Raw genomic sequence first — 13,706 nt, forward strand, 5'->3', positions numbered from 1 at the left:
GTTGACACACCGCCTTCGCGAGCAAGCCCGCTCCCACAATTGACCGCATTCCCCCGTAGGAGCGTAACCTCAATCCGGGAATTTCAGGCGTACTTTCGCCCCGGTCGGTCGGCTCTGGCAGGCCAGGGTCCAGCCGCCGGCCAGTTCCTTGGGCGTCAGCACATCGTTGCGCGCCAACTGAACCTCGCCTTCCTTGACCACACACATGCAGGCCCCGCAGAAACCTTCTTCACAGGACGACGGCACGTCGAGGCCAGCGGCTTTGCAACTTTGCAGCAAGGTATCGCCGGGCTGGCAGGCAATTTCGTGTTGCTGACCATCGAGTTCGACGATCAGCGCGTCACACTGCGAGTCCATGGCCGCAGCGCGCGCCACGGCTTCCTCGGCCAGCAGCTCGTCAGGGTCCGGTGGCGAGACGAAACGCTCGACATGGATCCGCTCGGCCGCTTCGCCCAGTGCCAGCAGCGTGCGCTCCACGGTGTCCATGAACGGTCCCGGCCCGCAGATGAAGTAGTCGCCACCGGCCGATCCGCGCAGCAGATGACGGACCTGATGGTCCGTCAGGAAGCCCTGCACCGAATCGAGGACGTGCACCACGTGCAGTTGATCAGGATGCGCCTTGATCAACTGGCACAGCTCGTCCTTGAAAATCACCGACGCTTCATCGCGGTTGGCGTAGATCAACTTGATCGGCCGCCGACTGCTGTGCAGCACCGATTTGAGAATGGAAAACACCGGGGTGATGCCCGAACCGCCCCCGAACAGGACCAGGGGCTTTTCGGTGTCCGCCGACGGCTGCGGGTCCAGGCAGAAATGCCCGGCCGGTGGCAGCACTTCCAGCCAGTCGCCGACCTGCACTTCGTTCATCCAGTTCGACACCCGGCCACCGTCGACCCGTTTCACCGTGACCTTGGGTAGCGCGTCCGCGAGGGGCGAGCTGGCCATGGAATAGCAGCGGGTCAACAGTTTGCCGGCCAAGGGCACGCGAAAACTCAGGAACTGGCCCGGTTTGTAGCGAAAGCGCTCACGCAGGGTTGGCGGTACGTCCAGCACCAGCGAGCGCGCATCCAGGGTCTCGTCGATCACCGCGCACACTTGCAATGAGACGCTTGCCGTCGTGTGTTCGGCCGGGGTCAGGTTCTGTTGTTGCGTGCCCATGTTCACCTCGGCCTCAGAGCCCGCTGATCAGTTGGGCGTTGTCGACGCGGATCTCTGCACCGTTGACGAACCGCGACTCGTCGGCGGCGAGGAACAGCACCACGTTGGCAATGTCCCGTGGCGCGGCCATGCGGTTCATCGGGTCCTGGTCCAGCGCTTCCTGCGGGATTGGCTGACCACCAGCCAGGGCCTGGGTCATCGGCGTGTTCACGCCATCCGGGTGCACGCTGTTGCAGCGAATGCGGTAGCCCTGCTGCTTGCAGTGCAGGGCAATGGAACGGGTCATCGCCGCCACCGCGCCTTTGGACGCCGAGTAAGCGCAGAACATCGGCATCGCGCCCAACGCCGCCACCGACGACATGTTGATGATCGAGCCGCCGCCGGTTTCCTTCATGGCCTGGATCGCGTACTTGCAGCCGAGGAAGTAGCCGTCGCCGTTGATCTTCTGCACCCTCTGCCACAGCTCCAGGGTGGTGTCTTCGATGCTGCCCAGCGCCAGGATCGCGGCGTTGTTGACCAGCACGTCGAGGCGGCCGAAGTGTTCGACGGTGGTTTTCACCACGTTCTGCCAATCGCTTTCGCTGGCGATGTCGTGGCGGATGAACAGCGCGTTGGCGCCGATTTCTGTAGCCACCTGGCGACCGGCCTCTTCATTGAGGTCGGTCAGTACCACTTTGGCGCCTTCACGGGCCAGCAGCAGGGCGTCTTCGCGACCGATGCCGCTGGCGGCGCCGGTGATGATGCAGACTTTGCCTTCTACACGTTGCATTGTTGTTCTCCTGATCGTGCGGTTTGAAGTGCGAATTGGTCGGCCACGTGGGCGGCAGCCCGGCGACCGGAATAAATGCAGTCGGCCAGGGACAGGCCGGAGACATACAGGTTGGAGGCGACCCCGACCGCATTGCGGCCGGCGCTGTACAGGCCATGGATCGGCTGGCCGGCGTGGTCCAGCACCCGACCGCTGTCCTCGCAGACTTTCAGCCCGCCCAAAGTGATGACCGGGCAGGGGAACAGCTTGCAGTCAAAGGACAGGTCGAGGGCGTACCACGGGCCTTGTTCGAGGTTGGCGAGCATCGCGGCGGATTTGCCGAACTCGTCGGCGACCTCACCCCGTGCCGCGCGGGAATAGCGTTCGACACTCTGGCGCAGCAGTTCGGGCGGCAGGTTGCAACGTTTGGCCAGTCCGGCCAGGTTGTTGCTGCGCTTGGCGTTGAACAGCAGATTGAGCAGCACCGGCAGGCGCTGGAAATTCCAGACTTTGCCGGGGCCGACCTGACTGAGTGCTTCTCGAACCAGAGCCCGATTGAGAATCAGAATGGCGCGACCACCCTGTTCTTCGACCATGGCGTGGCCGAGGGTCGCGCCGTAGATTTCTTCGTTGGCGTAACGCTGTCCGCGGGCATTGACGATCAGCCCGCGAGCCCAGGCCAATGGCGGATTGATGAAACGCCAGGCGCTGACCTTGTCCATCCGCGCCACGCTGCCGCCGGCGCTCTGGCCCAGGGCGATGCCGCTGCCGTTGCAACCGGTGGCGCCCAATGGCAAGCCGGCCAGATACTGCGGCGCGTGTTGGCGCACCAGATCGCGATTGAAGATAAAACCGCCGCTGCTCAGCAACACCGCCTGTTCGGCGCGAATCAATTGCCGAATGGCGCTGGTCTGTTCGATGCGACGCTGACGGGCGCGCAAGCGGTCGGCCAGCGCCGGGGCGTACATATGAATGGCGGCGGCCCAGCGCGACAGACGCGCATGTTGTTTGGCGGCGCGACTGCCCGACGGCAACTGCCAGGCTTCGACGCCGATGACCTTGTCGTCGAGGTCGAGCACCAGTCGCCGCACTTCGCACTGGCTGCGCAGGCGTGCGCCGTGACGCAAGGCACTGGCCTTGAGCGGGGCGAACAGGCTGGCGCCGGACATGCCCGGACCTTTGGTGCGGTGACCACGGGGCGCCGGCTTGGCACTGGCGGCATAGGCCGGCACGGCTTCGTTGCCGGAGTAATAGAGGTAGTACTGGTCGCTCGGGTACGAGGTTTTATGCGGCGGCACGCTGGCTTCGAACGCGGCGCCTTGTCGCTCCAGCCAGGCCAGTTGCTCGCGGCTGCCTTCGCAGAAATCCTTTAGGGTTTCACGACTGACGGCCTCGCCGACTTCCTGACGCAGGTAATTGAACATGGCTTCGCTGGTATCTTCATAGCCAGCCTGACGCTGATACGGCGTACCGCCGCCGGCATATACCACGCCACCACTGAGCGCCGTGGCGCCGCCGCCTTCGAAGCGATCCAGTGCGAGTACTGACAGGCCGCGAGTGCTGGCTTCGATGGCGGCACAGGCGCCGGCACCGCCAAACCCGACGATCAGCAAATCGCAGCGGTCATCCCATGGCAACTGGTCGGCGCTGTTCACTCGCAGCGCCGTCAACCCGTTCAGGCCGTCCATGTCCAGGCCTCAGCCGGCTACAGCGAAGGAAGGAGTGGGTTTGGCGGTGGTGGTGTAGCTGCCGTCGAGGTAGACCAGCGGGGTGATGGCGTCAGTGGTGTGAATCTGCAGGATGCGCCCGATGAACACGGTGTGGGTGCCGTAGCTGAAGTGGCCGTCCTGGCGGCAGAGGATCGCCGACTGTGCGTCACCCAGGTAAGGAATGCCGCCGGGGCTGGTCAGCCAGTTGCCGCGGTCGAAGCGCGCTTCACCCTTGATCGCGCCGCTGCACAGGTTGGCCAGGTCTTGTTGTTCGACGCCGAGGATGTTGACGCAGAAGTCGGCGCCGGTCGCCAGTGCGGCGTGGGGCGAGGCGGTCTTGTTGACGCAGATCAGCAGCGATGGTGGTTCGGTGCTCAGGGAGTCGACCGCGGTGGCGGCCATGGCGAAGCGTTCGGAGCCGTTGCTGGTGCTGATAATGGTGACTGACTTGGCCAGGCGGCGCATGGCCTGGAGCATGTCGGCTTTGAGATTGACGTCGTTCATCGCACTGGGCCTTTTTGTTGGTTGGGGAGTGCGATGGATTCTTGCTCTGACGTCCAGTCGTCACATCGTCCGAGGGGACTAGGCATTGGCGGCCTCTGGGCCGACCAGGCTGTTGTTGTGTTGTGTACATATCCGTTTTTTTGGTAACGGCGGCTTATGGTTTCGCCCTTACGGCGAGTCCCTTTTGGCAAACGCCCCAAAAGGAACCAAAAGGTCTCGCCCCTTACGTACGGCCCCTCGCCAAGGCTCGGGGTTCCTTCGCTCCGGCATTCATCCGGGGGCATCGCCTCCGGTCGGCTTCGCTCGACCTCCTCTCGATGTGTTCGGCTGCGCCGAACGGCGCTGCGCGCCTACCCCCTGGATGAACGCCTCCACTCAGCCTTCCGAGGGGGCGGGTGGATCAAGATCAAAAGCTGCAGGCGAGCTAACGCTCGGCCTGATGAGTGGTGAAGAGCGTGGGTGTATGCCGGCCTGCTTTTGCTCTTCTGTGGGAGCGAGCTTGCTCGCGATGGCGGCCTGACCGCCGGCCAAATTCTTGCAGATGTACTCAGCACCTGTGGGAGCGGCGGTGCGGCGATCCGACTTGCCCGCGAAGGCGGCCTGCCAGCCGACCAATCTCTTGCAGGCAAACCCGGATCAACTGTGGGAGCGAGCTTGCTCGCGATAGCGGCCTGCCAGTCGACCAGGTACATCACAGACGAACGAACCCGGCAAACAGGCCGGCCGGTAGGCCGCCTCGGACGCTGTTGCGGTGTACGCCCCCTCGTGAGGCCGAGCCTAAGCGAGGCACCGAACGTCAGGGGCAAGAGCCCTTGGTTACTTGGGGCTTTTCCAAGTGACCCGCTGTAAGAGCGGAACCGCCAGAGGCCGTTACCGCAGCAACGGATATGTACACCCACAAAATTATCATCGCCTGACACAAAGCCATCGCGAGCAAGCTCGCTCCCACAGGGATCTTCAGCGGCCACAAGTCCCGAGTAAAACCGGGGACCCAATGTGGCAGCGAGCCTGCTCGCGATGGCGGCCTGCCAACCAACACATCCCTTTCTGATACACCCCCTGATACCTGTTCCCCAATCCCACATGGTCCGTTTGAGGGATGTCCACTCTGTTGCGCATTGTTTGAATGCCAGTGTAGGGGCGCTACACCCGCCCCGTTGCACGCGCGCCCCGGCGGACGGGGTGAACAAAGGAGAACAATAAAAATGCTCAACCAAGACCTGATTCGCCAGCGTCTGAGCCAACGTGCCCGCGAGTTGGTGCCGATCCTGCGTGAACGCGCCCTGAATGCCGCGCAAGCAGGCCAGTTGCCTGAAGAAACCCTGAAGGATTTCCAGGACGCCGGGTTCTTTCGCATCCTGCAACCGTCCCGTTGGGAGGGCTATGAACTGGAGCCCAAGGATTTCTTCGACGTGCAGATGACCCTTGCCGAAGGCTGCATGTCCTCGGCCTGGGTGCTGGGGGTGGTGGCGATCCACAACTGGCAACTGGCGCTGTTCGACGACCGCGCCGCGCAGGATGTCTGGGGCAGCGATTCCAGCGTGCTGATCTCGTCTTCCTATATGCCGGTGGGCAAGGTCGAGCGGGTCGACGGTGGCTTCAAGTTGAGCGGTCGCTGGGGTTTTTCTTCCGGCAGCAAGCATTGCGACTGGGCGTTCCTCGGTGCGCTGGTGCCGCCGGCGGAGGCGGGCGGGGCGCCGGATTATCGGACGTTCCTGGTGCCGCGCAGCGACTACCTGATTCTCGACAACTGGAACGTCATGGGCCTGGAAGCCACCGGTTCCCACGACATTCTGGTGGAAAACGCCTTCGTTCCCGAGTACCGCACCCATCGCGCATTCGACGGTTTCATGCAGAACAGTCCGGGCAACGAGGTGAACACTGCACCGTTGTTCCGCCTGCCGTTCGGGCAGATTTTCGTGCGTGCGGTTTCGTCGTCCGCTATCGGTGCCCTGCAAGGCGCGGTGGATCAGTTCGTCGAGCACAATCGGGCCCGGGTCGGGGTCAATGACGGTCGCAAAATGGTTCAGGACCCGGCTGCGCAATCGGCGCTGGCCAATGCCATGGTCTGCGTCGACGAGTGCAAGACCGTGCTGCATCGCAACTTCGCCCTGATGCTGGAGCGCGCGCAGAAGGGGGAGCCGTTGAGCATGCCCGAGCGGGTGAAGATGCGTTACGACTCGGCGCTGGTGGCCGACAAGTGCGCCAAGGCCGTTGGCGAGCTGATGTTCAACAGCGGTGCTTCGACGATCTTCCGCAGCCACCCGATCAACCGTGCGTTCCGCGACATTCACACTGGTCGCGCCCACGTCGCCAACAGCCCGGCCAAGTACGCCTGGAACCTCGGCGGCGTGAGCATGGGCCAGGACAGCAACGACTTTTTCCTCTGACGCTTCCCTGCAAACCGGCTAGTCCGTTTGCGTGATTCGAGCGCCCTGCCAATACCCGAGCATGGGCGCAAGGCACAGGTCTCTGGCGCCGACTGCGCATCCAAATAAGCACAAGGATCAACCATGAAATTTTCCCTGATTTACGAAGCACAGACGGTGGATTCCAGCCGTGAAGGCGACCGCAAGATTTTTGAAGACACCGTCGAACAGGCTGTGCTGGCCGACAAGCTTGGCTTCGACACCTTCTGGTGCGTGGAGCACACCGCGCTGAGCAACTACTCGCACATGTCAGCCCCGGAAACCATGCTGGCGTTCGTCGCCGGCAAGACCGAGCGCATCGGCATCGGTCACGGCGTGGTCTGCCTGCCGCCGGCGATGAACCACCCGGTGAAGGTCGCCGAGCGCATCGCCACCCTCGACCTGCTGTCCAAGGGCCGTGTGCACTTTGGTGTGGGCAAGGGCGGCACCCAGCAGGAAGCCGGCACTTTCGGCTACGACCTGGCGACCTTGCAGCCGCAGATCGACGAGATGATGTACCTGATCCCGAAAATGTTCGTGCAGGACGAGATCGAGCACAACGGCGACTTCGTGCAGATCCCCAAGCGCCCGATCCATCCAAAGCCGTACCAGGATCCGCACCCGCCGATGTACCTGGCATGCACCAACACCGAGTCGCTGAAAAATGCCGGCGGTCGCGGCATGGGCGCACTGGTGCTGGGTTTCGGTGGTCCGGAAGAAATCGCCAAGAAGGTCGAGGTGTATCACACGGCCTACGACAACCGCGATGAGAAGAAGCAGGTGGGCTTCCGTCCTAACCGCCACATCGCCGCGCTGTGCCCGGCCATCGTGCTGGACGACAACGCAGAAGCGCGCCGTATCGGTATCCGTGGCCAGCGCTACTTCATGGAATCCCTGGGCTACTGGTACGGCGGCGGTGAGCGTCCGGACCCGGAGAAGTGGAAAGACGACACCTACGTCGATGGCAACGGCCAGAGCGTGATCAAGTCGCGCTTCGCTTCGGAAGAAGTCAGCGTCGACTTCTCCGACCCGACCATGGCCATGATGAACCCGAACCACGCCTACGGCACCGTCGAGGATTGCATCGGCTACGTGCAGCGCCTGATCGATGCCGGCGCCGACGAAATCCTGTTCATCTGCCAGATGGGCACCGTGCCGCAGTGGGCGCAGCTGGAAACCTTGAAGAACATTGGCGAGAAGGTGATTCCGCATTTTCGTAAGGGTTGATAGGCAAGCCACTAGAGCTTGAACACCACACTATCCCTGTGGGAGCGAGCTTGCTCGCGATGAGGCCATAACAGTCAACATTGATGTTGAATGAAAGTCCGCCATCGCGAGCAAGCTCGCTCCCACAGGGTTTTTGGTCAAGCCATTTGGCTGATCAAGCTTAGAAGTTTTTCAGGCCTGGCACGGACGTCAGGCCACCTTTGTAACGGGTCCCCAAGGCCCGTTTTTTTATGCCTGCCGAATAAGATTGAACACCGCATACCCCTTGTAGGAGCGAGCCTGCTCGCGATAAACCGAAGAACGCCGCGGGGTGTCAGGCTTTCAGCGTTATCGTTGACGACCATCGCGAGCAAGCTCGCTCCTACAGGTTATTGCGCAAGTTCGCGCCACCGATTTGGCCTTTGAACAGAGCCTGTTTAACGGCTGTCAGTGTTACTCGATGAAAGCTACAACGCCTTGCGTCGTTGCCTACAGGTACGCCAGAATCCGCCGGCTTGTGCGCCTTGGAGCCCCTCGGTAACTTGATTCGCGTCACTGCTCATCAGTGATCGGGTTTAGCAGCTCGGGTATAACCTAAGTCGTACGACGCTTCTATCAGTCAGGTTTTGTGCCTGTATTTTGATGGTGGCTGTACGCAGGGCGCCCTTGGGCGCGCCGGCTTCTTAGGTTCCCCGGTCTGCTAACCTGCGTGCAGCTGCCACCCTCTTCGTTTAGCAGCAGGAGGTTGGCACATCATTAGGAACCTGAGATATGTTCAAAGTCACACCAAATCCGCCGGAATCCGATCCAGCATCCCCATACGAGCCCGATTCAAAAAAACTCAACGAGGCCGCCGAGCGTGCCCTCGCTTACCACTTCCCCTCGACAGCCGACATCAAAGCCACCCCTCGAACAATCAGCACACTGTTTACCGTCGACCCTGAGGCCACGACCGAAACCCTGGTGGTCTATCTGGTCGAGACCCTGGCCTCGGTGGATGTGATGGTGCATCAACTGGTGGATCATCTGGAGGGTGGTGATCGCAATGCCCTGCTGGGTATTTCCAATAGCGTCATGCTGGCCGAAATCACCGCGAACCGCGTGCTCGATCAAATCGACCCGCCTGCATAAACCCGCAACACCACTGACCCCTGTGGGAGCGGGCTTGCTCGCGAAGAGGCCGGCACATTCAACATCAATGGCGCCTGACACGCCGCCTTCGCGAGCAAGCCCGCTCCCACAGTTTTTGATGCGTGTACCCCACCAAATCCGCTAGTCCCATTGGACGATGTTGCCCCTCCCCGAACCCGTTTGAATAGGCCCTACATAAAGTCTCCCCCGGCAGTCGCCGAAGGGCGGCACCGCCTGAGTAAAACGAGGAGTGCATCCATGGATATCCGTGGTCTGGGTTACGTCACCCTGTTATCCAGCGACCTGGCGCAATGGCGCCATTACGCAAGCCAGGTGCTGGGCATGATGGTCATCGGCAACGATGACGACGGCCACCTGTACCTGAAGATGGACGAGCGCCACTACCGCATCCTGGTGCAGAAGAACGCCGAGAACGGCTTCGGTGCCTGCGGCTGGGAAGTGGCCGGCAAAGCGGCGCTTGAACAGGCAGTCAGCGAGCTGCAACAGGCCGACGTGCAAGTGACCCTTGGCACTGCGGCTGAGGCCGAGTTGCGCAAGGTCCAGGAACTGGTGCACTTCAGCGACCCGGATGGCAATCGCCACGAACTGTTCTGGGGCCCGTTGCAGGACTTCGCCCGATTCGTTTCGCCAGTGGGCGTCAAAGGTTTCGTCACCAACGACCTCGGCATGGGCCACGTCGTATTGCCAGCCCCGGCCTTCGAGCGCTGCCGCGACTTCTACGAACAGGTGATGGGTTTCGGTCTGTCCGACCTGATGAAAGTCCGCTTCACTCCGGACCCGGCCGAGCCGCAAAAGCGCATTCACTTCCTGCACTGCAACAACGGCCGCCACCACTCGCTGGCGATTTTCGAGTGCCCGATGCCCCACGGTTGCGTGCACATGATGGTCGAGGTCAACGCGCTGGACGAAGTCGGTCGTGCGCTGGATCGCGTCCACGCCAACGGCGTGAAGCTGTCGGCGACCCTCGGCCAGCACACCAATGACCAGATGATTTCTTTCTATATCAAGACCCCGTCCGGGTTTGACCTGGAGTACGGCTGCGACGGCCTGGTGGTCGACTGGGACCGCCACACACCGTTCGAAAGCACCGTGGTCAGCCACTGGGGCCACGACTTCAGTGTCGGTCGCCAATGAGGAACAAGACGATGGACAAGCAAATGACCACCGCCGAGATTGTCGGCCAACTGCGTGACGGCATGACCATCGGTATCGGTGGCTGGGGCCCGCGCCGCAAGCCGATGGCGCTGGTGCGCGAGATCCTGCGCTCGGACCTCAAGGAGCTGACTGTTGTTGCATACGGGGGGGCGGACGTCGGCATGCTTTGCGCAGCCGGGAAGATCAAGAAACTGGTGTTCGCCTTCGTTTCCCTGGATTTCATTCCGCTGGAGCCGTACTTCCGCAAGGCGCGCCAGGAAGCGGCGCTGGAAGTGATGGAGATCGACGAAGGCATGCTGTTGCTCGGCCTGCGGGCGGCGGCGATGAATGTGCCGTTCATTCCGACGGCGGTGGGCCTGGGCACTGACGTGCTGCGCCACAACCGCCAGATCAAGTTGATCGCCTCGCCCTATGCCGATGGCAAGGACTGGGTCGCCATGCCAGCGCTCAAGCTCGACGCGACGCTGGTCCACGTCGACCGTGCCGACAAACGCGGCGTGTGCCAGATCAGCGGTCCGGATCACTACATGGACGACCTGTTCGTGCGGGCCGCGACCCACAGCTACGTGACCTGCGATGAGCTGGTCGACAGCGAGTATTTCCATCAGGACAGCGCCCACGCCCATCAAGTGTTCTGGGAACGCAACCTGACCACCGCGGTGGCCCACGTGCCGGGCGGGGCGCATCCGTCTTCCTGTGCGCCGCTGTACGGTTTCGACGTCGCGCACTTCAAGGCCTACAACGCCACGGTCCAGGTGGCCGACGGCTGGCAGGGCTACGTGAGCGACTACGTCGACTGCACCCACGAACAGTATCTGGAAAAGGTCGGCGGCCTGGCTGCGATCCGTGAACTGCCGTTGCCGATTTTCTAAGGAGCCTTTCGATGAGCACTACTGATTTCAGCCTCGCTGAGTTGATGATCTGCGCGGCCTCCGAAGCCTGGCGCGAAGACGGCGAAGTATTGGCCTCCGGCATCGGCGTGATCCCGCGCCTGGCGGCCTCGCTGGCCATGCTGACCAGCAACCCGCAACTGCTGATGACCGACTCCGAAGCCTACATGGTGGCCGAACCGGTGCCCTTGGGCGCGCGCAAAGGCTACGAGCCCAAGCGCGACAGCTGGATGGGTTTCTCGCGGATTTTCGACAACGTCTGGGGCGGCAAGCGCCATGCACTGGTCGGCCCGACCCAGATCGACCGTTACGGTCAAGCCAACATTTCCTGCATCGGCGACTACGCCAAACCCAAGGCGCAGATGCTCGGCGTGCGCGGTTTCCCCGGCAACTCGATCAGCCACGCCAACTCGTTTTGCGTGCCGAGCCATAACCGCCGGGTGTTCGTCGAAGGCGAGGTCGATATGGTCGCCTCGGTCGGCTACAACCCGGCCCGCCTGGCGCGGGGCTGGTCGCTGGACGACATCGACATCCGCCTGATCATCACCGACCTCTGCGTCCTGGATTTCCAGGGTCCGCAGCGGCAGATGCGCATCCGTTCGCTGCACTCCGGCGTGACGGCAGCGCAAGTCCAGGACAACACCGGTTTCGAATTGCACGTGCCGGATGACTGCCCGACCACCGCGGCGCCGACGGCCGAGCAGTTGCAACTGATCCAGCGTCTGGACCCGCACAACCTGCGCGCCCTGCAACTCAAAGACAACCCGCCAGGCCAACGCTGAGCAACGCGTTGCGGAGAAAAGTGATGGCTGAACATAACGATAACAATCAGGCCGAGGTGGTGCTGTACGAGGTGCGTGGCGCGGTGGCCCTGGTCACCATGAACCGCCCCGAGTTCCACAACGCGCAGAACTCGCAGATGACCTATGCGCTGGACGCGGCGTTTCGCCGGGCCTGCGATGACGATGAAGTGAAGGTCATTGTGTTGCGTGGCGCCGGCAAGCATTTCTCCGCCGGGCATGACATTGGCACCCCGGGCCGCGACGTCGATAAGACCTTCGACCGCGCCAGCCTGTGGTACGACCATGTGAACAAACCGGGCGGCGAGTTTCTCTACGCCCGCGAGCAGGAAGTCTATCTGGGCATGTGCCGGCGCTGGCGCGAGATGCCCAAGCCGACCATCGCCATGGTCCAGGGCGCGTGCATTGCCGGTGGGCTGATGCTGGCCTGGGTCTGCGACCTGATCGTCGCCAGCGAGGATGCGTATTTCGCCGATCCGGTGGTTCGCATGGGCATTCCCGGGGTCGAGTATTTTGCTCATGTGCATGAACTGAACCCACGTATCGCCAAGGAGTTCCTGTTCCTCGGCGAGCGCATGCCGGCACCGCGTGCCTATCAGATGGGGATGCTCAATCGGGTAGTTGCTCGCGACGAGCTGGAGCAACAAACCCTCGACATCGCCGGGCGCATCGCCCAGATGCCGCGCCTGGGCCTGCAACTGAGCAAGCAAGCGGTGAACAACGCCGAAGACCTGATGGGCAAGCGCGCGACCATGGACATGGTGTTCGGCCTGCATCACTTCGCCCATGCCCACAACGAACTGGTGTCCGGCGACCGCCTCGGCGGCTACGACGCCAAGGCCATGGCCAGTTCCCAGCGCAAAACGGGCGAGGCGTGAACATGGCGATCTCGTTGAATACCCGTTTGACTGAACTGCTCGGTTGCCGCTATCCGATCATCCAGACCGCCATGGGCTGGGTCGCCGACCCGAAACTGGTGGCGGCCACAGGCAATGCTGGCGGTTTCGGTTTTCTCGCCGGGGCGACCATCGAGCCGCAACAGATGGAAGCGGCGATCATCGAAACCCGGCGCCTGACCGATCAGCCGTTCGGGGTGAATTTCCATATGTACCAGGCCAATGCCGGCGAGATCGTCGAGTTGGTGTTGCGTCATAAAGTCCGCGCGGTCAGCTACAGCCGTTCGCCGGGCAAGCAAATGATCAGCCGCCTTAAGGATGCCGGGGTGGTGTGCATTCCCACGGTGGGCGCGCTCAAGCATGCGCAGAAAGCCGTGGAAATGGGCGCCGATGCGGTGACCGTACAGGGCGGTGAGGGCGGGGGACACACCGGTTCCGTACCGACCTCGATGCTGCTTGATCAGGTGGTCAATGCTGTGTCGGTGCCCGTGGTGGCGGCCGGCGGATTCAAGGACGGCAAGGGCCTGGTCTCGGCCCTGGCCTACGGTGCCGAAGGCATCGCCATGGGCACGCGTTTCCTGATGTGCGCCGACAGCCCGGTGCCCCAGGCGACGCTTGCCCGTTACCTGGCGGTCAAGGACCCGGCGGCGATCATCATCAGCCGGGCCATCGACGGCATGCCGCAACGGATGATCCGCAACGAATTGCTCAACCAGCTGGAAAACAGCGGCGGCCTCAAGCGCCTGTTGCTGGCCGTGCGCAGTGGCCTGGCCTACCGCCGTCACACCGGCATGAGCCTGACCCAGTTGCTCACCAGTGCGTTGAAGATGCGCGGCAGCGGAGAGTTGACCGCCGCGCAAAGCATCATGGCCGCCAACGCACCGATGGTGATCCAGAAAGCCATGGTCGACGGGCGTCCGGCCGAGGGCGTGTTGCCTGCCGGACAAATCGCTGCATCCATCGACAGCTTGCCCAGCTGCGCCCAATTGATTGAACAGATCGTCCGCGACGCCGAAGCGCGCCTGGGCGAGCTGTGCCGCCGTGTGTCGTAAGGGGCCATGCATTGTGAAGGAAGGAAAC

General features: G+C 62.5%; 12 protein-coding genes. 8 read left to right on the forward strand and 4 right to left on the reverse strand.

Features of this window, described 5'->3' with window-relative positions:
• Window positions 1-69 precede the first annotated feature (69 nt).
• From KGA85_RS21330 to KGA85_RS21345, 4 genes are read right to left on the reverse strand one after another with little or no spacing between them, the layout of a single operon-like run.
• Window positions 70-1,158, reverse strand: coding sequence for a ferredoxin--NADP reductase (locus tag KGA85_RS21330; protein ID WP_223461776.1), 1,089 nt, complete (start codon window positions 1,156-1,158; stop codon window positions 70-72).
• A gap of 13 nt (window positions 1,159-1,171) precedes the next feature.
• The gene (locus KGA85_RS21335) at window positions 1,172-1,927 is read right to left on the reverse strand and encodes a glucose 1-dehydrogenase (RefSeq protein WP_223461778.1); all 756 of its coding nucleotides are present in this window, start codon (window positions 1,925-1,927) and stop codon (window positions 1,172-1,174) included.
• The gene (locus KGA85_RS21340; RefSeq protein ID WP_223543358.1) at window positions 1,915-3,594 is read right to left on the reverse strand and encodes an FAD-binding protein; all 1,680 of its coding nucleotides are present in this window, start codon (window positions 3,592-3,594) and stop codon (window positions 1,915-1,917) included. The genes KGA85_RS21335 and KGA85_RS21340 overlap by 13 nt, the downstream gene beginning before the upstream one ends.
• 9 nt (window positions 3,595-3,603) lie before the next feature.
• A complete protein-coding gene (locus KGA85_RS21345; protein WP_223449199.1) occupies window positions 3,604-4,119 on the reverse strand; it encodes a flavin reductase family protein in 516 nt (171 codons plus the stop codon).
• Between the two features lie 1,205 nt (window positions 4,120-5,324).
• Here KGA85_RS21345 and KGA85_RS21350 point away from each other — a divergent pair.
• The 8 genes from KGA85_RS21350 to KGA85_RS21385 all read left to right on the forward strand — a co-directional run bounded on the left by KGA85_RS21350 (window position 5,325) and on the right by KGA85_RS21385 (window position 13,678).
• Window positions 5,325-6,509 carry a flavin-dependent monooxygenase gene (locus KGA85_RS21350; protein ID WP_223461782.1) on the forward strand — a complete coding sequence of 395 codons (1,185 nt, stop codon included), beginning with the start codon at window positions 5,325-5,327 and terminating at the stop codon, window positions 6,507-6,509.
• A gap of 123 nt (window positions 6,510-6,632) precedes the next feature.
• On the forward strand, window positions 6,633-7,754 hold the full coding sequence (locus KGA85_RS21355) for an LLM class flavin-dependent oxidoreductase (protein ID WP_056722369.1): 1,122 nt from the start codon (window positions 6,633-6,635) through the stop codon (window positions 7,752-7,754).
• Window positions 7,755-8,504: 750 nt separating this feature from the next.
• A complete protein-coding gene (locus KGA85_RS21360) occupies window positions 8,505-8,864 on the forward strand; it encodes a DUF6124 family protein (protein ID WP_223533942.1) in 360 nt (119 codons plus the stop codon).
• A gap of 258 nt (window positions 8,865-9,122) precedes the next feature.
• Complete coding sequence (locus KGA85_RS21365) at window positions 9,123-10,019, forward strand: VOC family protein (protein ID WP_223533494.1); 897 nt, start codon at window positions 9,123-9,125, stop codon at window positions 10,017-10,019.
• Window positions 10,020-10,030: 11 nt separating this feature from the next.
• Window positions 10,031-10,912, forward strand: a complete 882-nt coding sequence (locus KGA85_RS21370) for a CoA transferase subunit A (RefSeq protein ID WP_223458437.1) — start codon at window positions 10,031-10,033, stop codon at window positions 10,910-10,912.
• 11 nt (window positions 10,913-10,923) lie between these two features.
• Window positions 10,924-11,712 (forward strand): CoA-transferase subunit beta, encoded by a 789-nt coding sequence (locus KGA85_RS21375; protein ID WP_223543359.1) that lies wholly within the window; start codon window positions 10,924-10,926, stop codon window positions 11,710-11,712.
• Window positions 11,713-11,735: 23 nt separating this feature from the next.
• The gene (locus KGA85_RS21380; RefSeq protein WP_046043072.1) at window positions 11,736-12,608 is read left to right on the forward strand and encodes an enoyl-CoA hydratase; all 873 of its coding nucleotides are present in this window, start codon (window positions 11,736-11,738) and stop codon (window positions 12,606-12,608) included.
• Window positions 12,609-12,610: 2 nt separating this feature from the next.
• Window positions 12,611-13,678 carry an NAD(P)H-dependent flavin oxidoreductase gene (locus KGA85_RS21385; protein ID WP_223543360.1) on the forward strand — a complete coding sequence of 356 codons (1,068 nt, stop codon included), beginning with the start codon at window positions 12,611-12,613 and terminating at the stop codon, window positions 13,676-13,678.
• Window positions 13,679-13,706 lie beyond the last annotated feature (28 nt).

The sequence above is a fragment of the Pseudomonas sp. GL-B-12 genome (assembly GCF_019955895.1).
Taxonomy (GTDB): Bacteria; Pseudomonadota; Gammaproteobacteria; order Pseudomonadales; family Pseudomonadaceae; genus Aquipseudomonas.

Excerpts from the sequence above, each read along its gene's own strand:
- KGA85_RS21330 (WP_223461776.1), bottom strand. The coding sequence starts at position 1,158 with ATGGGCACGCAACAACAGAACCTGACCCCGGCCGAACACACGACGGCA.
- KGA85_RS21335 (WP_223461778.1), bottom strand. The coding sequence starts at position 1,927 with ATGCAACGTGTAGAAGGCAAAGTCTGCATCATCACCGGCGCCGCCAGC.
- KGA85_RS21340 (WP_223543358.1), bottom strand. The coding sequence starts at position 3,594 with ATGGACGGCCTGAACGGGTTGACGGCGCTGCGAGTGAACAGCGCCGAC.
- KGA85_RS21345 (WP_223449199.1), bottom strand. The coding sequence starts at position 4,119 with ATGAACGACGTCAATCTCAAAGCCGACATGCTCCAGGCCATGCGCCGC.
- KGA85_RS21350 (WP_223461782.1), top strand. The coding sequence starts at position 5,325 with ATGCTCAACCAAGACCTGATTCGCCAGCGTCTGAGCCAACGTGCCCGC.
- KGA85_RS21355 (WP_056722369.1), top strand. The coding sequence starts at position 6,633 with ATGAAATTTTCCCTGATTTACGAAGCACAGACGGTGGATTCCAGCCGT.
- KGA85_RS21360 (WP_223533942.1), top strand. The coding sequence starts at position 8,505 with ATGTTCAAAGTCACACCAAATCCGCCGGAATCCGATCCAGCATCCCCA.
- KGA85_RS21365 (WP_223533494.1), top strand. The coding sequence starts at position 9,123 with ATGGATATCCGTGGTCTGGGTTACGTCACCCTGTTATCCAGCGACCTG.
- KGA85_RS21370 (WP_223458437.1), top strand. The coding sequence starts at position 10,031 with ATGGACAAGCAAATGACCACCGCCGAGATTGTCGGCCAACTGCGTGAC.
- KGA85_RS21375 (WP_223543359.1), top strand. The coding sequence starts at position 10,924 with ATGAGCACTACTGATTTCAGCCTCGCTGAGTTGATGATCTGCGCGGCC.
- KGA85_RS21380 (WP_046043072.1), top strand. The coding sequence starts at position 11,736 with ATGGCTGAACATAACGATAACAATCAGGCCGAGGTGGTGCTGTACGAG.
- KGA85_RS21385 (WP_223543360.1), top strand. The coding sequence starts at position 12,611 with ATGGCGATCTCGTTGAATACCCGTTTGACTGAACTGCTCGGTTGCCGC.